This window comes from Pseudoalteromonas lipolytica, from assembly GCF_900116435.1.
Lineage (GTDB): Bacteria > Pseudomonadota > Gammaproteobacteria > Enterobacterales > Alteromonadaceae > Pseudoalteromonas > Pseudoalteromonas lipolytica.
Genome location: NZ_FPAZ01000007.1, coordinates 112606 through 138584, shown reverse-complemented (window position 1 = coordinate 138584; position 25979 = coordinate 112606). Strand labels below are relative to the sequence as shown.

General features: G+C 41.5%; 21 protein-coding genes. 16 read left to right on the top strand and 5 right to left on the bottom strand.

All coding sequences use genetic code 11. The features are described 5' to 3' along the window. Positions 1-43: 43 nt before the first annotated feature. Complete coding sequence (gene eno / locus BM378_RS08995) at positions 44-1342, top strand: phosphopyruvate hydratase (protein ID WP_036966640.1); 1299 nt, start codon at positions 44-46, stop codon at positions 1340-1342. A 138-nt stretch (positions 1343-1480) separates the two neighbouring features. Here eno and BM378_RS08990 read toward each other — a convergent pair whose 3' ends face one another. Next, positions 1481-3631, bottom strand: coding sequence for a TonB-dependent receptor family protein (locus BM378_RS08990; protein ID WP_036966643.1), 2151 nt, complete (start codon positions 3629-3631; stop codon positions 1481-1483). 461 nt (positions 3632-4092) lie between these two features. Next, positions 4093-4938, bottom strand: a complete 846-nt coding sequence (locus tag BM378_RS08985) for a LysR family transcriptional regulator (protein ID WP_036966646.1) — start codon at positions 4936-4938, stop codon at positions 4093-4095. 124 nt (positions 4939-5062) lie between these two features. On the opposite strand from BM378_RS08985, the gene BM378_RS08980 reads away from it, so the two are divergent. From BM378_RS08980 to BM378_RS08945, 8 genes are all read left to right on the top strand, one after another. Further along, positions 5063-5662 carry a hypothetical protein gene (locus BM378_RS08980; protein WP_036966649.1) on the top strand — a complete coding sequence of 200 codons (600 nt, stop codon included), beginning with the start codon at positions 5063-5065 and terminating at the stop codon, positions 5660-5662. A gap of 177 nt (positions 5663-5839) precedes the next feature. After that, a complete protein-coding gene (gcvT, locus tag BM378_RS08975) occupies positions 5840-6922 on the top strand; it encodes a glycine cleavage system aminomethyltransferase GcvT (RefSeq protein ID WP_036966652.1) in 1083 nt (360 codons plus the stop codon). Positions 6923-6975: 53 nt separating this feature from the next. Further along, on the top strand, positions 6976-7365 hold the full coding sequence (gene gcvH, locus BM378_RS08970; protein WP_036966655.1) for a glycine cleavage system protein GcvH: 390 nt from the start codon (positions 6976-6978) through the stop codon (positions 7363-7365). A gap of 199 nt (positions 7366-7564) precedes the next feature. After that, positions 7565-10453, top strand: coding sequence for an aminomethyl-transferring glycine dehydrogenase (gene gcvP / locus BM378_RS08965; RefSeq protein WP_074989034.1), 2889 nt, complete (start codon positions 7565-7567; stop codon positions 10451-10453). A 585-nt stretch (positions 10454-11038) separates the two neighbouring features. Beyond that, positions 11039-11404 (top strand): hypothetical protein, encoded by a 366-nt coding sequence (locus BM378_RS08960; RefSeq protein WP_074989033.1) that lies wholly within the window; start codon positions 11039-11041, stop codon positions 11402-11404. Positions 11405-11430: 26 nt separating this feature from the next. Beyond that, entirely contained in the window at positions 11431-12120 is a 690-nt protein-coding gene (locus tag BM378_RS08955) for a hypothetical protein (protein WP_074989032.1), read from the top strand. A 106-nt stretch (positions 12121-12226) separates the two neighbouring features. After that, positions 12227-12439, top strand: coding sequence for a hypothetical protein (locus tag BM378_RS08950; protein WP_074989031.1), 213 nt, complete (start codon positions 12227-12229; stop codon positions 12437-12439). A gap of 22 nt (positions 12440-12461) precedes the next feature. Then, entirely contained in the window at positions 12462-12665 is a 204-nt protein-coding gene (locus BM378_RS08945; RefSeq protein WP_074989030.1) for an MbcA/ParS/Xre antitoxin family protein, read from the top strand. Between the two features lie 365 nt (positions 12666-13030). Here BM378_RS08945 and BM378_RS08940 read toward each other — a convergent pair whose 3' ends face one another. Further along, positions 13031-14512, bottom strand: coding sequence for a hypothetical protein (locus tag BM378_RS08940; RefSeq protein ID WP_074989029.1), 1482 nt, complete (start codon positions 14510-14512; stop codon positions 13031-13033). Further along, complete coding sequence (locus BM378_RS08935) at positions 14505-15419, bottom strand: hypothetical protein (RefSeq protein ID WP_074989028.1); 915 nt, start codon at positions 15417-15419, stop codon at positions 14505-14507. The genes BM378_RS08940 and BM378_RS08935 overlap by 8 nt, the downstream gene beginning before the upstream one ends. A gap of 561 nt (positions 15420-15980) precedes the next feature. Between BM378_RS08935 and BM378_RS08930 the strand changes: the two genes are divergently transcribed. Beyond that, positions 15981-16208 carry a TetR-like C-terminal domain-containing protein gene (locus BM378_RS08930; protein ID WP_074989027.1) on the top strand — a complete coding sequence of 76 codons (228 nt, stop codon included), beginning with the start codon at positions 15981-15983 and terminating at the stop codon, positions 16206-16208. A 630-nt stretch (positions 16209-16838) separates the two neighbouring features. Continuing rightward, positions 16839-18428 (top strand): Na/Pi cotransporter family protein, encoded by a 1590-nt coding sequence (locus tag BM378_RS08925; RefSeq protein ID WP_074989026.1) that lies wholly within the window; start codon positions 16839-16841, stop codon positions 18426-18428. 148 nt (positions 18429-18576) lie between these two features. On the opposite strand, the gene BM378_RS08920 is transcribed toward BM378_RS08925, so the two are convergent. After that, complete coding sequence (locus BM378_RS08920; RefSeq protein WP_036966687.1) at positions 18577-19266, bottom strand: alpha/beta fold hydrolase; 690 nt, start codon at positions 19264-19266, stop codon at positions 18577-18579. 319 nt (positions 19267-19585) lie between these two features. Here BM378_RS08920 and BM378_RS08915 point away from each other — a divergent pair, with 319 nt between their 5' ends. From BM378_RS08915 to BM378_RS08895, 5 genes are all read left to right on the top strand, one after another. Then, positions 19586-20452 carry a hypothetical protein gene (locus tag BM378_RS08915; protein WP_074989025.1) on the top strand — a complete coding sequence of 289 codons (867 nt, stop codon included), beginning with the start codon at positions 19586-19588 and terminating at the stop codon, positions 20450-20452. 10 nt (positions 20453-20462) lie between these two features. Then, positions 20463-21548, top strand: a complete 1086-nt coding sequence (locus tag BM378_RS08910) for a DUF4785 domain-containing protein (protein WP_074989024.1) — start codon at positions 20463-20465, stop codon at positions 21546-21548. Between the two features lie 272 nt (positions 21549-21820). After that, on the top strand, positions 21821-22567 hold the full coding sequence (locus BM378_RS08905) for a CPBP family glutamic-type intramembrane protease (protein WP_065978630.1): 747 nt from the start codon (positions 21821-21823) through the stop codon (positions 22565-22567). Positions 22568-22798: 231 nt separating this feature from the next. Continuing rightward, positions 22799-23386, top strand: coding sequence for an acyl carrier protein phosphodiesterase (locus BM378_RS08900; RefSeq protein WP_074989023.1), 588 nt, complete (start codon positions 22799-22801; stop codon positions 23384-23386). A gap of 370 nt (positions 23387-23756) precedes the next feature. Then, positions 23757-25865 (top strand): TonB-dependent siderophore receptor, encoded by a 2109-nt coding sequence (locus tag BM378_RS08895; protein ID WP_074989022.1) that lies wholly within the window; start codon positions 23757-23759, stop codon positions 25863-25865. Positions 25866-25979 lie beyond the last annotated feature (114 nt).

Here is a 25979-nt window from a genome sequence, read left to right as displayed (position 1 = left end):
AAGTTGGCATAAACTCACCATTTTCGGGAAAAGAGGAATCAAGATGTCAGAAATCGTAAAAGTGATTGGTCGCGAAATCATGGACTCGCGTGGTAACCCAACTGTTGAAGCTGATGTACATTTAGCTGATGGTTCATGGGGCCGTGCTGCAGCACCTTCTGGTGCATCAACAGGTACTCGCGAAGCGCTTGAATTACGTGATGGTGATAAAGCACGTTACTTAGGTAAAGGTGTTTTAAAAGCGGTAGGTTATATCAATAACGAAATCGCAGCGGCTCTTAAAGGCCAAAGCGCACTTGATCAACAAGCTGTTGACCAAGTAATGCTAGATTTAGACGGCACTGAAAATAAAGAAAAATTAGGTGCTAACGCAATCTTAGCGGTATCTTTAGCAACAGCGAAAGCAGCTGCAAACTCTAAAGGCGTTGAGCTTTATGAGCACATCGCTGACTTAAATGGTACGCCGGGCGTTTACTCTATGCCATTACCAATGATGAACATCATCAACGGTGGTGAGCACGCAGATAACTCTGTTGATATCCAAGAGTTCATGATCCAGCCAGTTGGCGCTGCAAACTTCCGTGAAGCACTGCGCATGGGCGCAGAAGTATTCCACAGTCTTGCAAAAGTACTTAAAGCAGACGGTCACTCTACATCAGTAGGTGATGAAGGTGGTTTTGCACCAAACCTTGAATCAAATGAAGCGGCACTTGCTGCAATTAAAGTGGCTGTTGCAAATGCAGGTTACGAGCTAGGTAAAGACATTACTTTAGCGCTAGACTGTGCTGCATCTGAGTTCTACGACAAAGAAGCAAACATCTACGACCTGAAAGGCGAAGGTAAAAAATTCACGTCAGAAGAATTTAACTATTTCCTTAAAGACCTAACAGAGCAGTACCCAATTGTTTCAATTGAAGACGGCCTAGATGAGTCTGATTGGGACGGTTTCGCACACCAAACAAAACTAATTGGCGATAAAGTTCAATTAGTAGGTGACGACCTTTTCGTAACAAACACGAAAATCTTAAAGCGTGGTATTGATAACGGTATTGCTAACTCAATCCTAATCAAGTTCAACCAAATCGGTTCATTAACTGAAACGCTTGCTGCGATTAAAATGGCAAAAGATGCTGGTTTCACTGCTGTTATCTCTCACCGTTCAGGTGAAACAGAAGATGCAACAATTGCAGATCTTGCTGTTGGTACGGCGGCTGGTCAAATTAAAACAGGTTCATTAAGCCGTTCTGACCGTGTTGCTAAATACAACCAACTTCTTCGTATTGAAGAAGCGTTAGGTGAAAAAGCACCTTTCAATGGTCTTAAAGAAGTGAAAGGTCAATAATAAACACACCGTTTATTTAGACTGATAAAAACCTCCTGCGGGAGGTTTTTTTATGTGTGAAAAGTTAAGCTTGAAAAAAGCAAAATAAAAAGCCGCGTGACTTTCATCACGCGGCTATCTTACTAATACGCTTCGGTATTAAAAAGAGTAGCTGTAACCTACTTGAAGGGTACGTGGCTTACCAGGTTGAATACCTCCGTTTGCACGGTTTGCGACGTAGGTTTTGTCAAACAGGTTGTCGACCGTTAGGTATACTTTTTGTTTGTCGTCGATAAGGTATTTAGCGGCTAAATCCCACACTACACGGCTGTCAATTGCGTTACGGCCTGAAGTTGATAAGTCTGCGTGTGCATCAGACACATAACGCATTTGCGTATCAAACACAAAGCTTGAGAACTCGGCACCAAACGAAAGCGCTAGCTGGTTTTCTGGTACATATGGCATAGCATCACCACTTTTAACGCTGCCCCAAAGATCTGATTCAAAGTCATTTTCAAACTCAGAGTTTGTGTAGGTATACGTTAAACGCACAGGGAATGAGGCTGTATCTGTTGCAAACACTTTACCGGCGCTCACTTCAAAACCAGATACCGACACTTCACCGTAGTTGTACTGGTCGCCAATGTTATTGTCGTTACAGCCTACAGCAGCAGTACAGTTACCGTGCATGTTTGTGTAGTCAGAGTTAAAGTAAATCACTTCACCATTAAAGCCTGCATAGTCGTAGCGACCCCCAAGCTCAATGTTAACACTCTCTTCTTCTTCTTGATCCGCATTACCTGGTGCTGCTGGCGCATACCCTTTTTGAATACCGGCAAGTAGCGTTAAGCTATCGCTAACAGTGTATGTTGCGCCCAGTGACGGCACTAAAATTTCAGTGTCGTTGCTGATATTTTTAGTTAAACCGTTTGCACGTGTTGGATCTGATTTTGCCCATTCTTCACGTTTAATCGTGATATCTTCATAACGCAGACCCGCGCTAATTACTAATGCGTCTAATGACCACTCATCTTGAATGAATAGCGTTGTAGCTTCAGCGCTATCTACACGGTTGCTATCTGAACCTGGTACGCCTTTTTCAGTTAGCGTCATTGAAAGGTCTTGATTAAGCGTGTACTTGTCTTGCCATTGGAAGCGATCCATTTCGTCTTCGTGGTAACGCGCACCCACTGTAATGTAGTGGTTACCCGCAGGAATATGGAACTCTGTTTGTAAACCTTTCGCTTGGTAGTCACGGTTATTTGCTTTAACAGCAACCCCTTCGATACCTTCGCTGGTTGGGTTTGCTTCAAATTCGCTGTACTGTTCAAGGTAGCTTGAGCTTACTTTGCTCGCTTTATACCAGTTACGGTGGAAGTCATTTAAGTAAGCAGTTGCAAGTAACTCGTAACCTTTACCAAAGCGATATGCATAGTTAACTTGGTATGCATTGTGTTGTGTGTTCATTTCATCATTTTGCGAGGCTGCATAACGACGATATGGGTTTTCTTGGTAGTCTGCATCGGTTAAGCCCATGTAAGTTTCATCAGAGCGCTCGTCTGAGTATTTAACTTTCATTTCAAGGCTGTGAGCTTCGTTATCACCAAAATCAAAACCAAACTTTAATAAGAAGTCGTTCTTTTCAAAACCAGAGTTATCGCTACCAACCGGTAATTCTTTAAAGCCATCTGCGCCGTAAGTGAATACTTCAACTAAGCCTGCTGCATTGTTTTTCTTTTTACCGAAGTATGCGTGGCCTTTGTAAAAACCATCGCTACCTAGTTCAGCGTTTAATAAACCTTTAGAACCTTCGGTCGGTAAGCTGCGTGATACTAAGTTTAAAACACCGCCCGTTGTACGTGGACCATATTTAACCGATGCAGCACCTTTAAGTACTTCGATAGACTCCATGCGGCCCATAGTAGGGAAGTAGTAAGCCGATGGTGCAGAGTAAGGAGCAGGAGCAACAAGAACGCCGTCTTCCATTACAGAGATTTTATCGTTACGGCCAGTACCTGTACCACGCATACCAATGTTAGGGCGTAGACCATAGCCATCTTCTTCTTGAACGTATACACCGGGCACCGCACTTAAAACACGTGAGATGTCGGTGTATTCAAACTTTTCAAGATCTTGCTCGCTGATGAAAGTAGCAGAACCCGGAATATCGTTAATAGCAGATGCAGAGCCAATGACAGTAATTTGCTCGAAGTTCTTTTCTTCTTTAGTTACATCTTTAGCAAAAGCATTAGCGCTAAGTGATAACGCTATGGCAGTAGAAAGAGTTGAAACAATAAACGTAGGTTTCATTGTGCGTCCTGTGTATGTTTAGATTTTTTTAACCGGCGCAATTTAAACATGTAAAGTAATACGAATCAATCCTATTTGTAATAAAATTGATATAAAGCATAAGTTCATGAATTAAAATGAAAATAATAAATACAGTAGTATTGTAGTATTATTTGTGTGCGAGACCTCGTTAAGTAATACTTAACGATGTGCTAATTGGGTGAGTATGATGCAAAGGTAATATGTGTTGCTGCATAACACGCTAAACCCTTGCAGGTTATAAGTTTAAACCTGCACGGCGAAACCGTGCCCACAAGTAGGGTATTGCAGAGGGGGGGATTAGCTGTCGGCGTGCAATTTATTTTGCGAGAAACGGCTCAATACGAAACATAGAAGGCGTTTTAATGCCGAAAAAAGACTTTAAAGGTGAAATAAAACAACACTCATCGAAATACTCAATTAATGAATTAATCGCCACTCGCTTACGTTAGACGCAGCGCAATAAACTCGGCAAGTTTATCAACCGCATTGCCCGGTTCATCAGCCCGCTTAATTAAACTAATTCCTATTTGGCCTAACTCCGGCAGATCCTTGGTGTGTAGTTGATAGTTTAGCTCATTCGGTACGGTGCTTTTTGCTAAAACAGTAATACCTAACCCTTCTTTTAATGCCGCAGTAAGGCCCGTTAAATCGGCATTACTGTACGCAATACGGTATTTAATCCCTGCGTGCTGCAATGCCTCAATCGCGCGGCGACGATAAATACAGCCCTCGGGAGCGGTAACAAGGGTAACTACATCGTTTTGTGCTAGGTTTAAATCGCCTACCCACACCAGTTGATCTTGCATAAAAATAGGGAACTTGGCCGACTCGAGTTCTTCATTTAGAGCAAGCACCAGATCAAACTGATCTTGGCGCGATACCGACAATAAATGTTTACTTAAGCGCGAGCGAACCTCTAGCGATACATCAGGGTAGAGCGCCACAAAGTCGCCAATAATAGAAGGCAAGATACGCGCAGCAAATTCGCTGGGAATACCTAAGCGCACTTTACCGGTTACGTTTTCGCTGGTGAACTGCTGCAAAATGGCATCGTTTTGTTGCAACATTTGTTTTGCCAAAGGCAGCAATAACTCACCGTATTGATTGAGTACTTGGCGTTGCCCTTGCTTTTTAAATAGCTTGTGGCCAAGCATATCTTCAAGCCGTTTTATTTGCAGACTAACCGCCGGTTGCGACAGCCCTAATAACTCGCCAGCTTTGGCAAAGCCACCTACTTCAACAACCGCAACGAGGGTGCGTAAACTATCGGTAGAAATATTCTTCATTTAAAAATTCTATTTATAGGGCTGCATATATAAGTATTATTTATCAATTGATAAATAATTACAATTTGTTGTTGCAAGCACGGGGCAATATACTTCAAGCATTAAAGATTGATAGGTGTCACATATGACTTTTACGCCAATAATGTTTGCTCGTCACAGCCAAGCTAATACGCCAGCAAACAACGTGCTACAAGCAAATAGCGATACTGCCATTATGGATTTTAGTGGCACTGAAGCAATCCCATTTTTAACGACTATTTTAGGTCTTGATATTAATAAGCTAACCGCCAGCGGTTTAGGCTTACGCAGCTCATTAGACGATGACCTAACAAGCAGCTACGCTTATGCGTTGTATTACTTTAACGAGACCGCTTTTCGTTTTGTACTCGCCAAAGACGCCAGCGTGCAGCTACAGTCGCTAATAAACGAGCAACAACTGCGTTACGATATTGATTATGTTATGCGTAACGACTTAAGCGCGTTAACCTTAAGTGGTGAGCAAGCGTTTGATGCCTTGGTAGATAACTTTAAGCTAACACCAGGCCTGCGTTTATCTGACATGCGCAGCTGTTATGGTGCACAAAGCGGTGAGGTATTTATTACCGCGATTGATAACCAAGATCAGCAGCAGTTTCAACTGGTAGCGCGCCAAGCAGAGCTTGATAAATGGCAAGCGCACTTACAGCAGCTCGGGTTTGATTTAACCTTAGCGGATGTTGCTTAAAGTATAAATTTTAAAAACAGCTACACACTTGGGTGTTTAGCTGTTTTTTGTAGTTACAAATCGCAATTTGGGTGTGACAACTGTGCAACTAATGTATAATCGCCGCCCATGTTATTCCCCCTCATTAAATTGAGGCCACGCCCACTCAGTGGGTTAATTTAAAAGTGAAGGAATATTATGACTTCTAAAACAGTTTTACATGCTAAGCACCTTGAAGCTGGCGCAAAAATGGTTGATTTTCACGGCTGGGAAATGCCAATCAACTACGGCTCACAAATCGAAGAGCATAATGCGGTTCGCACAGATGCAGGTATGTTTGACGTATCGCACATGACAATTGTTGATGTGCAAGGCGAACAAGCACAAGCGTTCTTACGTAAGCTAGTAGCAAACGACGTTGCTAAGTTAACGGTACCGGGTAAAGCACTTTACACAGGTATGCTTAACGAAGAAGGCGGCGTAATCGACGACCTTATCATCTACTTCTTCTCAGAAACTGACTACCGTTTAGTTGTTAACTCAGCAACCCGTGAAAAAGATTTAGCGCATTTAGCTAAAGTTTCGGCTGATTTCGCCGTAACGGTTACTGAGCGTCCTGAATTTGCAATGATTGCCGTTCAAGGCCCTAATGCACGTGCTAAAACGGCCACTGTACTTACTGCAGAGCAACAAGCTGCTGTTGAAGGTATGAAGCCGTTTTTTGGTGTGCAAGCTGGTGATTTATTTATTGCAACAACAGGCTATACTGGCGAAGATGGTTATGAGATCGTAGTACCTAACGATCAAGCTGCTGATTTGTGGCAACAACTTCTAGATGCAGGCGTAGCGCCAGCGGGTCTAGGAGCACGTGACACACTTCGTCTAGAAGCAGGTATGAACCTTTACGGCCTAGATATGGACGAAAGCGTATCACCACTTGCTGCTAACATGGCGTGGACGATTGCGTGGGAGCCAGAAGATCGTAAGTTTATCGGTCGTGAAGTATTAGAACAGCAACGCGCTGACAAAAGCACAGACAAACTAGTTGGTTTAGTGCTTGAAGAAAAAGGCGTATTGCGTAGCGGTTTAAAAGTCATCGTTGAAGGTGGTGAAGGGGTGATTACCTCTGGTACATTCTCACCAACACTTGGTCACAGTGTCGCTCTTGCACGCGTTCCGCGTTCAACTGGCGAAACAGCTCAAGTAGAGATGCGTAAAAAACTGGTTAACGTTAAGGTTGTTAAACCTTGCTTTGTACGTAACGGTAAATCAGTTATCTAAGTAATATAAAAAATTTGGTGTTATCACCCAATATAAACCAAAGGAACAAAAAAATGAGCAATATCCCAAGCGAATTAAAATATGCTACTTCACACGAGTGGGTTCGCGACGAAGGTGACGGTACGTTTACTGTAGGTATCACTGAGCACGCACAAGAACTTCTTGGCGACATGGTATTCGTAGAATTACCAGAAGTTGGTGATGAAGTTGACGCGGGTGAAGACTGCGCAGTAGCAGAGTCTGTTAAAGCAGCATCTGACATCTACGCACCAATCAGCGGTGAAATCGTTGCAATCAACGAAGATCTTGAAGATTCGCCTGAAACAGTAAATAACGACCCGTACATCGACGGTTGGTTATTCCGTATCAAAGCATCTGACACATCAGAGCTTGATAACCTGTTAGACGCTGAAGGCTACGCTAACACGATCGACGAAGACTAATTAATTAGTCACGCCGACTAAAAGCCCCGTCTAGATCCCCAGCTAATTAAATGCGTAGCTTGGGTTTCATAGGGGCTTTTATGATTTTATAGCTTACCTTTCCATACGCTGTAAGTTATTGAATCACACTGTTTTTAAGTTATTGCCAGTTACCCATTGGCAGTAACCACTTTTTTTTGGATCATAGGAATCTGGACAAATGTCAAACGCCAAATCTCTTGAACAATTAGAGCAGAAGCAAGATTTTATTCGCCGTCACATTGGGCCAAGCCCAGCGCAAGTAAGCGACATGCTGAGCGCTCTTGGAGTATCGAGTGTTGAAGAGCTGATCGGTCAAACGGTACCTGCAAGCATTCGCTTAGAGCAAGGTTTATCAATTGGCGAAAGCCGCACTGAAGTTGAAACACTAAGCTACTTAAAATCTGTAGCAAGCAAAAATAAAGTGTTCAAATCTTACATTGGTCAAGGCTACCACCCAACTCACGTACCACACGTAATTTTACGTAACGTACTAGAGAACCCAGGCTGGTACACGGCGTATACACCATACCAACCAGAGATTGCACAAGGTCGTTTAGAATCATTATTAAACTTCCAGACTATGACCCTAGACCTAACTGGTCTTGACCTTGCAAGCGCATCGTTACTTGACGAATCAACAGCTGCGGCTGAAGCAATGGGCCTTGCAAAGCGTGTTGCTAAATCAAAATCAAATGCATTCTTCATCGCTGATGACGTACACACACAAACAATCGACGTTGTTGCGACACGTGCAGAGCAGTTCGGTTTTGACGTTATCGTAGGTAAAGCGGCAGAAGCGCTAGACCACGACATTTTTGGTGCGTTATTCCAATACCCATCAACAACGGGTGAAATTACAGACGTAACTGATTTAATCGCTGGCGTTCAAAGCAAAAAAGCAATTGCCTGTGTTGCCGCAGACATCATGAGCTTATTACTACTTAAAGCACCGGGTAAACTTGGCGCAGACGTAGTACTTGGTTCAGCACAGCGTTTTGGTGTACCTATGGGTTACGGTGGTCCACACGCTGCATTCTTTGCAACACGCGACAAGTACAAGCGTTCATTACCGGGTCGTATTATCGGTGTATCTAAAGACCGTTTAGGTAACGACGCACTGCGTATGGCAATGCAAACACGTGAACAACACATTCGTCGTGAAAAAGCCAACTCAAACATTTGTACAGCGCAAGTATTACTCGCGAACATGGCTGCGTTCTACGCGGTTTACCATGGTCCAGAAGGCCTTAAAACAATCGCTCAGCGTATTCACCGTTTTGCTGATATTTTAGCGACTGGCTTAAAAGCGAAAGGCGTAAAACTTAAGCACGACACATGGTTCGACACCATTACCGTTGTTGCAGACAACAAAGACGACGTTGTTGCACGCGCAGTAGCAAATGGCGTTAACTTTGCGTCAAACCGTGCGGGTGAATACTCAATTTCTGTATCAGAAACAACAACGCGTGCAGACGTAGCAGAGCTATTCGACATCATTTTAGGTGACGACCACGGCCTAAGCGTTGACGCACTTGCGAACGAAATCGAAGTAAACGGCAGCAACTCAATTCCTGCAAGCCTTGTACGCGATGACGAAATTCTAACGCACCCTAACTTCAACTCGTACCACAGCGAGACTGAAATGTTGCGTTATATCAAGCGTCTAGAAAACAAAGATTTAGCGCTTAACCACTCAATGATCTCATTAGGTTCATGTACCATGAAACTTAATGCGACAGCAGAGATGATCCCAATCACTTGGCCTGAGTTTGCAAACCTACACCCATTCTGCCCACTTGATCAGGCAGCGGGTTACCAAATCATGATGACTGAATTACATGATTGGTTAGTAAACATCACAGGTTACGATGCCGTTTCACTGCAACCTAACTCAGGTGCACAAGGTGAATACGCAGGCTTAATCGCTATTCGTAAATACCACGAGTCACGCGGTGAAGGTCACCGTAACGTATGTTTGATCCCAAGTTCAGCGCACGGTACAAACCCAGCGTCTGCACAAATGGCAAGCATGAAAATCGTGGTTGTTGACTGTGATAAAAACGGTAACGTTGATATGGCAGACCTTAAAGCGAAAGCCGAAGAGGTATCTGAAAACCTATCGTGTATCATGATCACATACCCATCTACACACGGCGTTTACGAAGAAACAATTCGTGAAATCTGTGACATCGTGCACCAGCACGGCGGTCAAGTGTACATGGACGGCGCAAACATGAACGCGCAAGTAGGTGTTACAAGCCCAGGTTCAATCGGTTCTGACGTATCGCACCTTAACCTACACAAAACATTCTGTATTCCACACGGTGGTGGTGGTCCAGGTGTTGGCCCTATCGGTGTTAAATCTCACCTAGCGCCATTTATGCCTAACCACAGCGTAATTAACGTTGCTGGCACAAACATTGGTAACGGCGCGGTTTCTGCTGCTCCTTACGGCTCAGCGGCTATTTTACCAATCTCGTGGGCATACATTGCCATGATGGGCTCTGAAGGCTTAAAACAAGCAACAGAAATGGCTATCGTGAACGCTAACTACTTATCTGAGAAGCTAAGCGAACACTACCCAATTTTATACCGTGGCCGTAACAACCGCGTTGCGCACGAGTGTATTGTTGACCTACGCCCACTTAAAGAGCAAACAGGCGTGACAGAAATGGACGTAGCTAAACGTCTTCAAGACTACGGCTTCCATTCACCAACTATGTCATTCCCAGTAGCTGGCACACTGATGATTGAGCCAACTGAGTCTGAGTCTAAAGTTGAAATTGACCGTTTCATCGAAGCCATGGTGTCAATCAAGTCAGAAATCGACCGTATCGCATCTGGCGAATGGTCAATTGAAAACAACCCGCTAGTGTTTGCACCGCACACACAAGCAGACGTACTAGGCAATGAGTGGGACCGTGCATACGACCGTTTCTACGCAGCATTCCCAGTACCAAGCGTAGCAAAAGACAAATTCTGGCCTACAGTAACGCGTATCGATGACGTATACGGCGACCGTAACCTAGTTTGTTCATGCCCAGCGGTTGAGACATACCGTGACTAAGGTTTGATTAAATTCAAATGCCAAAAAGCCGTTGCAGCAATGCAACGGCTTTTTTGTTGGAGAAAGTTAGCGAGTTGCGAGGGGAAAGTTACGAGGAACGAGTTTCGAGATGTGAGTTGTAGGAGGCGTTTTAACGCCGAAAAAAGAGTTATTAGATATCAGTCGTCAGAAGTCTGATTAAGAATACAAGTTAGCGAGGGGAAAGCGTAAAGAAGCTTGTTTGTGCCTGCACATAGCTTAGGCTAAACACGATACCGTAGGCGTGAAATTTATTTCGCGCGAAATGTTGTTTTGTAGGAGCTGGCTTTAGCCGCGATTATTTCTACATTAAAAACTTTATTCAAGGTTTGTTGCGCTGGCGACGGCAGCCAAAGATGGGCTGCCGCTGACCCCTCTCTGGACTCTCCCAGCGCCACCCGAGCATCACGCTATTTCCTTCAAAACACAATTGATATGAACGTAAGCGGCGAAGATAGGCCATCCATGGCCTAGTTTCGCCTAATCGCACATCCATGCGCGATATTACTCATCAATTGCATTTTTCAGGGCGTGATAAAGGGGGAAAGGCTGTTAAACGTAAGATTTGTGTTTGGTCTTGGCAAAACTCAAGACCTGATCCCTTTGGTTGTTACTGATGCGAATAAATATAATGTAAAACAAGGTGATGTAGAGCAAGTTTTGAGCGGCCAGCCTGTCATTAAAGAGCTTCGACGCAGAATTCGTTTTTATCGTCATCGCCAGCAAGCAAGACGCGCACTCATTGCAACATTGTATACACTTAAAACGCCTACAATAACATTGTTACGCTACAGCACTGACAAAGAATACGTGTGGTTATTTAAGCACGATAAGGCGTGGTTGAATGCTTTTAAAGAGAGCTTTTTAAAAAAAATTAGACTATTAAGGGTTCTAAAGCTAGTTAAATCGAGTATGTCGTGGAGTGGTAAATAATACGATAACGATAGGTGGAATAAAGTATGTTAAATATTGGAAATAGTTTATTTGAAGGATTAAATAGTGAGCAGGGTATCTTAATCTGTGGCTATGAATGGGGTAACAGTAAAAAAGACCAGGAGTTAGTTGCAGCAGGTGCGCGTGTTTACCATGGGGATGACGCAGTGACAACGTTTTCAAATAAGTCGCCAAAATATGGTGATAGAGCGTTCGTTTGGCCTTACGACAATCGAGTTGTTAAGTGGTTTTCGTTATGGGAGCATCCATTGTCACGGGAAGGATTAGGTGAAGACTTTGAAAAGCTCATTGTGCAATCAAATTGGTGTAACTCTGAAGCACATAAACTTGAAAAGGGATTTTGGAAAAGAATGGTAACACCTGAGCAGGTTGATAACTTCATTTTACACATCACTGAGCTTCGGCCAGCTTTGATACTTTTTATGGGCTCAAAGTTAATGACAGCCTTAAACAGTGAAGATATAAAATCTAGGTTTATGTCAGTCATGGGGGCTGAAACGCAACCTAAAACGGTGAAGCAAAAAGCTTTTTCAGGGCGTCGATTTAGAGTGGGCTTTCAATCTTTTGAACACTGCGAAATTGTTTCATTACCTCATCCAAGTAGTTCAAGAGGGTTGAGAGATGATTACATTGCACTTTTTAAGGACGAGATCGGCCCTCTCATTGAGCAAGTTAGAGCAGATAAGAGTTGTTAAAACAAGTGTTGGCAGAGGCATTGGAATGAATTGCTGATGATGAGACTTGAAGTTATGAATACGGCTCACTAAAGTTAATATTAGACATCAAATGAGTGAGCGGAACATGGCTGAGCTTCTAGCTAGCAACACAAGTAAATATGACTTTTTATCAGTCGTATCACAAGGTGAGTTAACAGCGTTTTCAAACCTACTTGCCGAGATTGATTTTACGAATACAGGCGTTATAAAGGACGGTATGTGCTCACTCGTTGAATTGGAGCGTATAAGTTATCGCTCAGAGCCTAAACACAACATCAGGCATGTTGATACGACATAAGTCGAAAAGGCTAAATAAGCAATTGAGTGACAACGTCCTAGACATTGCAAAGCTAGGTCAGTTTTGTGTTAAGTACTTCGGTAATATTGAGAACTTCAATGGCTGGCTAGATACCCCAGTTTTACTGTTTAATGGCGAGCCTCCCCGTCGTTATATGAACTCTATTCGCGGCCGCGAATTGATAAAGCAAGCAGTTAATAAACTAAAATATAGCCACACAGCGTAATAGAATACTCAACTTCAAGTGCCCGAAGAGTGGATACTAAATATTATACAGTAACTTTGACGGGCAGCTAAGAGTGAGAAGCAGACGGCCAGATAAACTCGTTTTTTGGACATAAATGTTTTAGAGCCTGAGGACGGCTCTGAGCCATTTACAGTTTTTGTCTTTTAAATTTTAAAAATCAACTGACGAATGATATGAAGACATTTACACGGCTTAAATTTTCCATACGTTGTAGGCTGTGGTAAACCTGAGATGCACCCGAATTTGTGGTATCTTTATCACAAGTGTTGGGATTCACTCTACTCGCATCAACCTACACGGGCTTGAGAACCCTAAATATTCCTCTTTTTCGCTGTAGGCTACCATTAATTAGAAGAATTATATTTTCCACAAAAAAAACTAGTTGTACCTCTACAAGCATACTCCATTCCAGTCATAACTTTTGATGACTTGCATTCCCTTACAGTTGGAGTAACGTCATTAACGTTAAAAGTGTCGTCATGGAAAACTGTAGTATACCCTTCTGCTTTACACGTTTTTTGAGCTTTAAAGAGCAGCTTACTGCGGAGCAATGATATTGCGCTATCCTCAACAGATGTGCTGTCTAAACCCCATCTAAAACCATCTTCTTGGAAGGAGTATTCGGCTGTACGAGTGTAATCAGAGAGGACATAGTTGCAATAACCCTTAGCAACTTTTGGCAAGAGACTTCCGCTTTCTGTTTTAGCTATACACTCATTTTCTTTGGGTGAATCTTTAGAACTAACGCGTTTACTAACTATATTTGTTGAAGAGTTCAACGATTGGTCATGCTTATTGAGATCATACGCATCATTCATGTTGATCGCTATTGATGTAGACTCCGTTACCTTCTGAGTATCCTTATATTTATTTTGTAACGCTCGCAAATTTCTGGTATCGCCCGATATAACGTCTTTAACGTAACTCTCAAGAAACTCCTGCCTTTGCTGTACATTTAAATCGCTTTTATTTGCCAGAGTAACTCCAGCGGCAACTGATATCGCTTTATTAAAATCAACATCACTGACCACTTTTACAAAGCCATCAAATACATCACCTATAAAAGAAAAAAAACTTTCAGCCCCTTTGTGTAAGTTTTTATTGAGTGAGCTCTTAATTTTTGCCGAAATAGGGATTACATCACGTTGCTCTTCCTCAGAGTACTTTTGTATAAATTGTTTATGACGTAATAGTTCTTTGTTGTAATTATCCTTTAACTCGTAAAGCCTATCTTCATAAACAGCTACAAAATACAAATTGGGTTTTTCTGCAAATGATCTTATATTTTCGTAAACACCATACTCCGACTCACCCATAAATGAAATTTCACCAATAAAAATGGTGTTTACGAATGACAACGGAAGTTTTGGGGGCGGCATGATCTCTTCAGGTTCATCATATGTAATCGAACCGTCATTATTTAGTATATCGTAACCTTTTAAACGCCATGTCTTTTTGGGCACAACTTCATATTCTTCGGGGTTTGCTCCTCTTGTAGGGAAGTGATAGAACTCCCCATCTATTGTAACTTGACCATCGTTTATCGAATATCGGCCTTTCCTTGGAAGAAGCATAATTTTTTGATTAAAGGGATTTAGAACCTTGTTCATTTCGCCAGAGAAAAGCACAACTCCATCAATCAAAGCCAAGCTAGATCTCGAACTATTGCCATCATGAATAAGTCTATTTTCCACAAATATCATCGTATCATGTATTTCGTTAGTGGATTTTTCTGAACTGCTTTGAGTAGGTAATGATAAAATAACGCCAGCTATCGAAAAAAAATAAAAAATTCCCTTTCTTAAATAACACGTGAGTCTATTCATTACATTCACTTAGCGGTCTTCTTACGCCTAAAACATTACACTCCTTTTCGATGCCGCTACCACCATCCCATTTCAGCCAGATTCCGGATCTTTTTCCTTCTTTAAGGTATCCTGAATACATCACTCTAACCATATCTTCAATTAATGAGTACTTAAAACTACCTAGGTATTTGACTCCTTCTTCAACAGGTATAGTCACGCTCAAATCTAGGTTATTTAATGCTACCTTCATAGTCGTGCTAGTCCATTGCTCATCTCGCCCCCTATAAATATTTAGTTCAAAGTGATCAACCGGATTGTCCTGAGCATGGTTCCAAATAATTCTAGTAAATTTCACTTTTTCAGAGTGAAGGCCACTTAAAGTTACAAAAAGTTCTCTATTTTGTTCTGCATAATTATCATTAATAGATTTTTTAATGAACAAAGCTTTACCACTATATTTAAAAAAGTCACCCTTACAGTTTAGTTCGTTTGTATATAACACTATATCTTTCGTTTGCTCTTTAATCGTAGTTTTTTGTTTCTCTAAAAATGCTTTACTCTGAGCGTATTGAATTTTTTGAGTGATGCCTACTTTGTTGTTTGCGTAATATTCATCTAATTTTTCAGACGGATCTTCGTTCAGTTCTGAAAACAGAAATTTTAAGTACAAAGACACAGTTTCTTCGAACGGAAGTTTACATTCATATAGTTCTTTTTCTGAAGTTTCATTTTCAGGGGAATTAACTAATGACATCAAACGACTTTTGTATATTTCATACTCATTCTGAGCAAGTTCATTTGGAAATTGTATGTTATTGTAAGAGGGTTTTTTAGATTGTTCAGTTTGAGTATTCAACGAAGTGGATTGACAACCAGAAATAATAAAGCATGCGCCTATTACTATCTTTAAATGTTTAGTAATCAATGTTAATTTTCCATTTTTTTTAGATTAAATCAAAGTGTAGACAAGCCAATTTGTTTTGACCAACTGCAACCGAACACTTTTTTAAATGGATTTCAAATTCCATCGATGACTGAACAGTCTTATGCCGTGTAAAGTCGTTCCACATTGAAATATTTCATATATTTAGCTACGTCATCACGTATATGTTGTCGAGTTGGGGGTAGTACTTTTAGCAACCAATCATGGTTTAAACAAGCGCGTTTAATTGGGTGAGAAATGCTTATTTTATGACGCTGATCATTATTTGTTCTCAGGTGTTCATTTACTTGTAGTAGCCCAACGGATGCTAGTGAAGAGCATCCTTATCTTGGGCTTAAACTGACCTTCGACTATCAAGAAATCATGCAGTTAATGGTTATCAGTCAGTTACCCCATCTAAAGGGCAGTGCTCGGAGCGAGGAATGGCTACTGGTAAAATAACGTTAGCACTTCTCAGTGCAAACATTCTAATGCTCGCCCCCATGATAAGGCGAGAACTTTGAATACATCGCAGACAATGTCAAAGTTTTTAAAACATTACTTATGAATAAAGGTGCCACATCATTCAAAGAGACGTTACAGGAAATTGTATTTTCAGGCTTAACAAAAGCAAATCGAGACCAACACGATGAAGATTCAATTCCGCAAAAAATAAAGTATCATTTTGTCGCTTCTGCTTTGACTGGAACCATTGAATGGTGGGTTAAAAGTTCTATGTGTTACGAGCCAGAGGTTATGGTTGAACACATTTTGCACCAACTTCACAAGTGACAGTGACCGCTAACTGACATTTTTCTCGCAGTAGGTGATTAGATTAAGTTGGGGACAGTTGAGCTTTTAATGGCTCATTATCGCCGTTCGAAACACACTTTGGGACAGAAATGAGATAGGTCTAAAGGTCTGATTTTGGCACATATATGACGGTTAAGAAGTTGTTGAAAACGCCTTAAATTTTTTGCAGAGTATTATAATTCGAGGGAATAGCTTTATTCCCAAATTTTAATAGCGGCTAACAATGAAGATCTAATTTTTGGCAAATAGATTCCCAATCTATAAATTAAAATTGGACAAAGAAAAATTAGGTATTGGAGGCTACATTTTCCCAAACTTAAATAACTGTATGTCCAGACACTGATGTCTCGTAGTACAACGTTTAAAAATCACTAAAAAGCCGTTGCAGCAATGCAACGGCTTTTTTGTTAGTGAAAAGAATAAAAGCTATCAGATATCTAATATCTCCTTTTTTGTTCGGCGTTAAAACGCCTCCTACCCTCGAATCTCGTTCCTTGCAACTCGCCCCTAAAACCAGTTAGTTTGTTTTCGATCATTGCGCTATAAGGTACTCAAATCTATACTTTTTTGTATCGATGTTGATTAATAATATCAGTACTTTATAAGCGAATGGAAAATCTTACTATAGCCATGGCTGGGCTTACCGCCATTATTCTTTTTATTTTTGGTCTCGAGAACTTTTCTCGGGAGATCGAGAATATATCTGGCGAGCACTTTCGTAAGTCGTTAAGTCGCGCAACGAATATTCCCATTTTAGGGGTGTTAATTGGTGCGGTGGTGACGGCTTTTATTCAATCGAGCTCTGCAACTTCGGTGATCACTATTAGCCTGGTAAATGCCGGGGTGTTAACGTTTAAAAACAGTGTTGGTATTATCTTCGGTTCGAACGTGGGCACCACCATCACGGCTCAGCTGGTGGCTTTTAAGCTAACTGTGTTTGCCCCTGTGATCATTATTATTGGCTTTTTTCTGTCGCTGACTCGTAACCGTTTTTCAATATTTGGAAAGGCTATTTTCTATTTCGGCTTTGTGTTTTTTAGCCTTAATCTGATTTCTTCGTCACTTGCGCCGCTGCAAAATAACCCCGCATTAATTGAAATTTTAACGCAGCCGCAAAATCCGCTTATCGCGATTTTAGTGGGCTGTGTATTTACTGCTATGGTGCAGTCGAGCTCGGTAACAACGGGGTTGGCAATCGTATTTACACAACAAGGTATTTTGGGGCTTGAGAATGCCGTGCCACTTATTATGGGCGCGAACATTGGCACCACGGCTACAGCCATGATTGCGGTGTTTGGCATGGATATCGCCGCGAAAAAAGCCGCGCTTAGTCACTTTTTGTTTAATGTGGGTGGGGTGCTGTTGTTTCTGCCTTTCATTTTACTGTTTGGTAATAAGTTAAGTGAAATCACCATGGAGCCAGCAATTGCGTTGGCGAATATTCATTTTATTTTTAATGTGGTTGCCAGCTTGGTTTTTATTCTTTTTCTTAATCCTTTTACGCGATTTGTGGATTTTCTGCTTGGCGAAGGCAAAATGGATTTTGAACGTCTTGAGTTACCTACCTACCAAGAAGATGAAGAGTTTCAGCACGTTGTTGATAAACTGGAGTCGGGGAACCAACAACTGCTTAAGTTTTTGAAAGAGAATTACAACCAAGTCACGCTTAGCCTTGAGACAAACTTTAAGGGTATTCAAGACACCGCGCAAAAGCGCTTGGAATATGCCAGTTTTGTTGAAAAGGAATACATTACTTATTTCACGACTATTGTTAGTAAAATCAATGATGAAGAGCAGTCACGAGAATTAATGCTGCAAATTAATCGCTTTGATTATTTGTTTCAAATTCACGACTCCATCATCGATCTGTTTGAAAGCAAACGCATTATGAATGAGCAATTTATTGAGCTAAAAAGCGATATATTGATTTTGATCCGCGAACTTTCGAGCGATACGCTTACCCTGTTTACCCATACGAGTGAGCACCTTGATCAACCTAAAAATGATGAAATAGAAAAAGCAGCGAAGTCACTGCAATTGCACCTTAATCAAGCGCAGCGAAAGTTGTTAATGCTGCTCGCCGATACCAATAGAAAAGACGCTGGCGCGCTGACAAATTTTGTGACTTACTCGCAACGACTTAAAGATAAACTATTGAACTTACATAAAATGTATTCACATAAAAATGCCGAATTATAGTGTAAACATGACTCAAGCAGTGTTGAGTGAATTGATAAATGACATATGTTTGGGTATGTATTAATTGCTTTAGGTGTTTTGATCAGTAAGCTGATAGTGCGGGTATTCAAGCGTACGGAGCGCATATTCTGTACGCTTGAATCTGGCTTTATTGAATTAAGCTTACTTGTTTTACATAGGTGTCGGTTTGCAAACCAAAATGCCCTAAAACATAAGTGTAGGTGGCGTTTTCATTCCATAAACGGCTGCTGTGTATACCGTACACATAACATGTGCCCGTTGAGCATACGATTTGATCAGAGTAACTCTTTATAGAATACACTTTGTCGCCCAATGCCTCGCCATAAATACTGTTGAGTAAGGGGCTACCCACCGACAAACCATAGTAACCACATGTACTATTCCACACGTTGTACGGGTAAACGCCGCAGCTTAATAAGCCGCGAGCTGCACCGGCTACACCAACGAATGTATCAACGTATGCTGCCATGCCTAATTTATAAATTTGTTGTGCGGCCAGTGTGACCCCCATTGAATGGCCAATAATATCAATCTGACCTGTGCATGATTGGTTAATAGCCGTAAGAATGGCGTTGCGTACTGGTGTTTCTTCACTGCCATTGTGATCATTGCAACTAGCGCAAGATTTTGAGCCCCAATCTGGGGTGAAAATTTCACTACTAGCATACCCTTTTCGTTTTAATTCATTGATGGTGTTGTTCCAGCTAGAGGGGGATGCAGTGTTGCCATGCACCAGTACCACATTATCTCGACATGCTGCAAAAGCAGTTGTACACATACCCAAGCAGAGGGTAAATAAAGTGAGTAGGCGTTTCATTGAGTGTTCTCCTGTTTAACAATTATTTTACAACGTATGAAATTTAAACAGGGCTGGATATAGTACTTTCGTGCAGCAGTACTATTTCGTAATATGCAATGCATGATTTTTTATTTTGCTAACCGCTAACCGCTAACCGCTAACCGCTAACCGCTAACCGCTAACCTCCCTCCCAAAACCTAATAATTTGTACTTAAAAACAACACTAAAGTTAAATAATTGTAAATATTTTCTTGCAATCGTACCTGTTTAGTCTATTTTCTGATCGGAGGTCACTCCTCCAACCTGATAGATATAATTACAATCAACAGGAACACACATGAAAATAAAAACACTCTCACTAGTGCCGGCATTAGTACTGGCCGCGGGTATGAGCCACAGCGCGTTTGCGGCGCAAGGGGTTGCATTTGTTCACGGCACAGGCCAGCAAACAGATGCATATAACGACTATTGGACAGGCAGTTTTGTTAATACGGTACGCCAAGGTTTACCAAACACCAGTAACTACACGGTGATCAATTGTGACTTTGAGCAGTATATGTGGGCCGATGGAGCCGCGGGCTGTTTAGCTGGGCAGCTAACCACATTTATAAATAATAAAAATATTACTGACTTAACACTGATCACTCATTCTAACGGTGGCAATGTGGTGCGTTGGATTTTATCGAACCCGACATGGGACAGCCGTTTTCCAAATATTATTAATAAAGTAACGCGCACCATTGCACTGGCTCCATCAAGTGGTGGCACGCCGTTGGCTGATGCGGTTGTTGCGGGCAACTCGTTTGAGCAAAGCTTAGGGTGGTTACTGGGCTATGGCAACGATGCAGTAAAACAACAACAAGTATCGTGGATGGCATCGTATAACGCTCAGTGGTTGTACGGCACACCAAACCGCCCAAGTTTACCATCTCGTTTTGAAACCGTGGTGGGTAGTGATGTTGATTCGGCTGTGTGGGATAGCGATAGTTATTGCGGCGGATACCAAAATCAAGTGGCACTTGAGGTGACACAAAATTGGTTAGACAGCTGTTCAGATGGTTTTTTAAATTGTAGCTCTCAGTCGCTAGCGGGGACGGTGTGGTTTACAGATAAATCACGCACGAAAGGCAGTGAGCCTTTAAGCCACCAGCAAAGTCGTCGCAATTGTTTTGGCTTGCCAGACATGATTAAAAATCGAATTTAGGAGCCAGACAATGATCAATAATTTAAGCAAAATATGTGCTGCAATACTGCTTGTGAGCTCTGCGGCAAATGCAAATGAGCAAACCGTTTATCAATTTCCTGAGGTTCAATCGGCGTCTGTAGCGCAGTTACACATGCTTGAAAAAGACAGCGTAGAGTATTGGCAACGCGTGTCAGGCAAAGAGCTAAAGCGCGGTGTACCGGTGTTTGTGAACCAAGCGGAACATTTTATTCGTATCGCCCCTAAAGCGCGTTTTGAGAGCGGTGAAGTGTTTAAACCTCGCGACTTGCAGCTCGATAAGTTTTCAGTGAGTGATGCCAATGCGCAACAGCTGCCAATGCACGCTATTGCAGCGCGTGAGCAAATGCAAAATGCCGGTTTTACTGATGGCAGTGTTGGCCTTAAGCTTGGCCAAGTTAACGCTAAGGCAATGTTAAAAACAAGCCAAGCGCTTAACGACAACGACACCTACTTAGTACATGTTAATGAAAAAGGCTCGCGTAACGCCTTACATGCCAAAACGCAATTTAAAGTAAACGACCAGCAGCAGCGCGTAGGCATGCAGTTGAGTATGGGGCAAAAGCGCGTTAAAGATAACGAGGTGCAACTTAGCTTATACAGCCCTGAAGGCGAGCAACTTGATGTACGCTATGAAAATGGTGAGGCAGTTTTCACATACCCGCTTGAAACCCTCGGTGCAGCAAATGGCTATTATGAGCTTGAGGCGAATGTCGAAACAAAAGTAAATGGGCAAACTGTAAAACGCTCTATAAAAATGCCGTTTGTGAACAGTTCGCAAACCATTACTATGGATAATGCTAAAGTTACGGCACTTGGCAACAACCAGTACCAAGCATGGGTGCCTGTGCAAGTTACTGACTCTGGGCGTTACGCTATTCGTGCCACTTTAACCGGTAAAGGCGATAAGGGCGAACGCGTAAAACTAGCAACAGTAGAAGTGGCTAAGCAAATAGACAACTATGATCAATTTATGATGCCATTTTCTGTTTCAAAAGCTGCTAAAGCCCCGTTTGAGCTGGTGGATATTGAACTTACCGACCAAACGCGAATGTTAAAGTTTGCACAGGGGCAATAAACACAACTAACCAATTTGTAAGCCGGTGCATAAACCGGCTTTTTTGTGCCTTAAGGCTGAGCTATAAAGCAAATGACCCCCCTAAGTAAGTTGATTACACCCCTTAATCACTAAAGCCATTTCAGCTGTATCAAAGTATTTTAAGTTACTTGAAGTCGTGAAATTTATTTCGCACTAAAGGGCTAAATATCTGTTTAATAATGCGCCTTTTATGTTTAAGATAAAATTTGGACATAAAAATGTGGGACTGACAATTTTACTAAGGAAAGGGAATGCCAGGTATTTATTTAGCAGTATTGGCCAATATTGGCTTTATAGCTTTCATTGTTTTGCTCTTAACGTTACTTAAAAAAGTGACCATTAGCCCTCGTTGGTTATGCATATCATTAGTCATTTTTATCTGTTATTGCTTCGCCTTATTTAATGGTAAAGCGATTATTCCACTCGACGTATTGTTCTCAGATCTTAGGTGGAATTGGTCAGGAAAAATAGCCGCCATTATCCTATGGGGGTGTGTATTACTTGCTTTAATTCGCTTTAAAAAAGACTTTAAAATTAAAGAGGCTGGTTTTACCTTTAAGCAAAATGAAGGCTCTATTGAACCTGCGTTTATGATGATGGGTTTGTTTATCATTTTGCAGGTAGTTATCACCCTGATTTTAGGAAGCGATCCTAACTATGATCTTGAAACATTACTGTATCAAGCTGTCATCCCCGGATTTGATGAAGAGCCTATGTTTAGAGGGGTATTATTGTTTTGTTTTTCTTTAGCAGTCATATCTACGCGTTTTAATTTGCTGGGTGCGCCAATAAATGTTGCTGGTTTACTGTTGGTTTTACTATTTGGTTTAGCACATGGGGTCATGTATAGCGAGGGAGAATGGTTTTTTTCTACCTTTAGAATCGCATTAACGAGCACCTATGGTTTTATTTTACTGTGGTTAAGAGAGCGTACAGGCAGCCTTGTATTTCCTATTTTGGCGCATAATTCGGTGAACTTAGTTGGGCAGTTAGTGTAGCCGCAACGAGATTACTGTGTTTATAGGCGCTGGGCGCGTTACTTTAACCATTCACGGTTAAGCCTCTTTTAGGGTTAACCGTGATTTGGGATGCTTTTTGTAGCCGTGAAATTTATTTAGCGCCAAAGAGTCTTAATCCGCATTTTGTGGCTTTAACGTTTAGCCTTCACCCTAGATTCTACAGCCTGTTATCTTTTAAACTGTCATAAACACATTATCTTAGAGAATACGTTGAATTACTTGGCTCATCTTTATTTAGCAAAACCAACGGCTGATTCGCATTTTGGCAATCTGTTGGGAGATTTTGGTGGGCGTAGGCATTTGGCACAGTTACCTAAGCCCGTTAAGTTTGGCCTTGAAAATCACTACCTCGTTGATAAATTTACTGATACGCATCCACTCGTTAAAGAGGCCAAACAGTACTTTTCACCTGCACGTAAACGCTTTGCCAGTGTTGCAATTGATGTGGCGTTTGATCATTTTTTAATTCAACATTGGTCGCGTTTTAATAGCCAACCATTGCATGACTTTAAACACATGAGTTATTCGCTTTTAAATGCGCGACGCGCCATGATGCCTTTGCGTATGCAGCATGTTGTAAAAAGCATGACTGAAAACGACTGGTTTAAAGAGTACGAAACTCTCGATGGAGTAGGTCTTGCGCTCGATAACATTGCACGACGCATTCGCTTTGCTAATAACTTTGCGGGCGCAGCTGAAGACATTGCCCGTCATTACCATGATTTAGACGCCGTGTTTTTAGCTTTCTTCCCTGAATTGGTTGAACATGTGAAACAGCAGGCGATTGAAAAGCTGTAAGCAACTATAAATACCGAATTAAAACCCCCACGACGAAAGCCAGTTATGCCAAGATTACAATGGCCTGTTGCTTAATCGTTGCTGTAAAATTGCGATGTGCGAAAGGTTTTTAAAAATTCACTCGTTAGTCCTCACAACCCCCTTAATTTAGTCATTCAATACTTTTGTAATATTTATATGGAAGGGGGTGGCGCTTTTTATTATGTTTAGTTATTATCTATCTAAATGATAATGGTTGTTGTTTTCATGCTCATAAACATACCTTTGCCTGTAAGTTTACCTTCACTCAACGCAGTATCTTATGGGTTCTATTGACACTATTTGAGTAAGAACCTAACCGATTAAGCTGTATTTATACCCAAGAGATAGAATGACTATAATTAACCGATACCACTTGTCAGCCCTTTCAGTTGCTATTAGCACTCTTTTAACTCCTACTGTTTATGCAACAACAGCGTCACCGAATATAGAGAAAATATCTGTATCGGGTGTTAGGCAAGCGTTCCGTGGGGACATTCCTCTGAACGAACAACCACAAAGTGTTGAATTTATTTCTACTGAAAGTCTTGATGATGCGGGTGTGAACACGCTCACCGATATCTTTGATTTAACCCCAAGTATTGCTGAGCAAAATGATTTTGGCGGTTTATGGGAAAGCTTTGCTATTCGTGGATTAGTCGGTGATGAGAGTATTCCGTCAGGCTTTTTAATTAATGGTTATTCATCTGGGAGAAGCTTCAGCGGTACGCGTGATACGAGCAATATTGATTACGTAGAAGTAATGAAAGGACCGGGTTCTGCGCTTTATGGTCGTTCTGAGCCTGGCGGTACAATTAATATTATTACTAAAAAGCCACAGTTTGCACAGCAGGGTTATGTAAAAGTAACGGGGGGAAGCTGGCAAAATTACCGTGCAGAAGCCGACTATACTAACGCGCTTTCAGAGCACGTTGCTTTTAGAATAAACGGGGCTGTCGAAGATGGTGAAAGTTTCCGAGACTACCATGAGTCAAGTAAAAGGGTGGTTACTCCTTCAATATTATGGTTAATTTCAGACACATCAAAGTTAAATTATGAACTTGAGTATGTCGATCAAAGCACAACCTTTGACCGCGGTATTGTTGCCATTGATGGAAAAATTGATTCATTACCCATTGAGACTTTTTTAGGTGAACCCAGTGACAAGCCAACAGAGGTCGATGCTATTTCTCATCAACTTACTTTTGAACACCAAATTGGACAATGGTCTCTTTTGAATGGCTTTAGTTACAGTGATTCGAAATTTTTAAGTGAATCAAGTGATGCCGAACTGGCACCCAGTAGACAAGTTTATTTTAAAGATGGCGAAACATTAAGTCGGCAACATAATCAACGCGACTTTCAAACAGCGTATCTTTCTGCGCGAACAGAGCTTAGCGGGAGTGTTGAGCTCGCTGGTTTTACACACCATTTATTAATTGGCGCAGATGCCAGCAAGTTCGACTTTGATAAACTGTGGTATCGATACCGTCCTACACTGGAAGATACCCGTTATGCCATTAACATGTACAACCCTGTGTATGGAAAAACAGCGCCAGAAGGGTCACTTTTATATAACAGCACTGAAGTACAGCATAGCTATGGGGTTTATATTCAAGATCAAATAGATGTCAGTGAGCAATGGAAAGTACAAGTGGGTGGTCGTTTTGATTGGTTTGATCAGCAAATAGATAATCATATTAATCTAAAGCAGTCTAAAAGTGATCAAAGTACATTTAGCCCGCGTGTAGGTTTAGTGTATGCCCACTCAGACAACCTGCAGTACTACACAAGTTATTCTGAAGGCTTCAGACCCAACAGTGGTTACGACAGTAACGGCGATGCATTTGAGCCTGAAGAAACCGCTTCTTTCGAGGCCGGTATCAAGTTTAATACCGACAGTGTCAGTGGTAGTTTTACAGTATTTAGTGCTGAAAAAAGCAATATGTTAACAACAGACTTGCAAGCAGGTGTATCAACGGCGTTAGGTGAAGTGACAAGTGATGGCGTTGAGCTTGATTTACATGGTGACATGACAGACAGTATGTCATTCGATTTTGCCTATACCTACACAGATGCCAAAACAGCAAACGACACTGTTAATCCTGATTGGTGGGTAAAACTGCCAAAGGGGAGTCCGTTACTTAATATTCCTAAACACAGCGCTAATGCTCAAATAAAAAGAGATTTAAACGACTTAGTCGATTTAAATGCAACGGTTGGACTCGCTGTACAATATGTTGGTGAAAGGCTAGGTGAAACTATTGATCCTACTTATTATTTACCTTCTTACACTTTAGTAAATATGTTTGCAAAATATCATGTGAACAATGATGTAAGCATACAATTTAATGTAAATAACTTATTGGATAAAAAATATTACGCCAACTCTTATTCTGCTATTTGGACTCAGCCAGGCGAGCCAATAAATTATAAATTAAGCTTAAAATATACCTTTTAACGAGGTTGGCGCTAAGCTAAGCCCTTTATGGCTACAGTCATGCCTACGATTATTGCAACACGTTGCTATTTAATCGTAGGCGTGAATTTACTCTGCTTACAAGGACTAATAGGC

Coding starts and splice junctions, on each gene's coding strand:
- eno (WP_036966640.1), top strand. CDS start 44: ATGTCAGAAATCGTAAAAGTGATTGGTCGCGAAATCATGGACTCGCGT.
- BM378_RS08985 (WP_036966646.1), bottom strand. CDS start 4,938: ATGAAGAATATTTCTACCGATAGTTTACGCACCCTCGTTGCGGTTGTT.
- BM378_RS08905 (WP_065978630.1), top strand. CDS start 21,821: ATGCCAGGTATTTATTTAGCAGTATTGGCCAATATTGGCTTTATAGCT.
- BM378_RS08950 (WP_074989031.1), top strand. CDS start 12,227: ATGGCTGAGCTTCTAGCTAGCAACACAAGTAAATATGACTTTTTATCA.
- BM378_RS08980 (WP_036966649.1), top strand. CDS start 5,063: ATGACTTTTACGCCAATAATGTTTGCTCGTCACAGCCAAGCTAATACG.
- BM378_RS08895 (WP_074989022.1), top strand. CDS start 23,757: ATGACTATAATTAACCGATACCACTTGTCAGCCCTTTCAGTTGCTATT.
- BM378_RS08990 (WP_036966643.1), bottom strand. CDS start 3,631: ATGAAACCTACGTTTATTGTTTCAACTCTTTCTACTGCCATAGCGTTA.
- BM378_RS08920 (WP_036966687.1), bottom strand. CDS start 19,266: ATGAAACGCCTACTCACTTTATTTACCCTCTGCTTGGGTATGTGTACA.
- BM378_RS08930 (WP_074989027.1), top strand. CDS start 15,981: ATGAATAAAGGTGCCACATCATTCAAAGAGACGTTACAGGAAATTGTA.
- BM378_RS08915 (WP_074989025.1), top strand. CDS start 19,586: ATGAAAATAAAAACACTCTCACTAGTGCCGGCATTAGTACTGGCCGCG.
- gcvT (WP_036966652.1), top strand. CDS start 5,840: ATGACTTCTAAAACAGTTTTACATGCTAAGCACCTTGAAGCTGGCGCA.
- BM378_RS08940 (WP_074989029.1), bottom strand. CDS start 14,512: ATGAATAGACTCACGTGTTATTTAAGAAAGGGAATTTTTTATTTTTTT.
- BM378_RS08925 (WP_074989026.1), top strand. CDS start 16,839: ATGGAAAATCTTACTATAGCCATGGCTGGGCTTACCGCCATTATTCTT.
- gcvP (WP_074989034.1), top strand. CDS start 7,565: ATGTCAAACGCCAAATCTCTTGAACAATTAGAGCAGAAGCAAGATTTT.
- BM378_RS08910 (WP_074989024.1), top strand. CDS start 20,463: ATGATCAATAATTTAAGCAAAATATGTGCTGCAATACTGCTTGTGAGC.
- BM378_RS08955 (WP_074989032.1), top strand. CDS start 11,431: ATGTTAAATATTGGAAATAGTTTATTTGAAGGATTAAATAGTGAGCAG.
- gcvH (WP_036966655.1), top strand. CDS start 6,976: ATGAGCAATATCCCAAGCGAATTAAAATATGCTACTTCACACGAGTGG.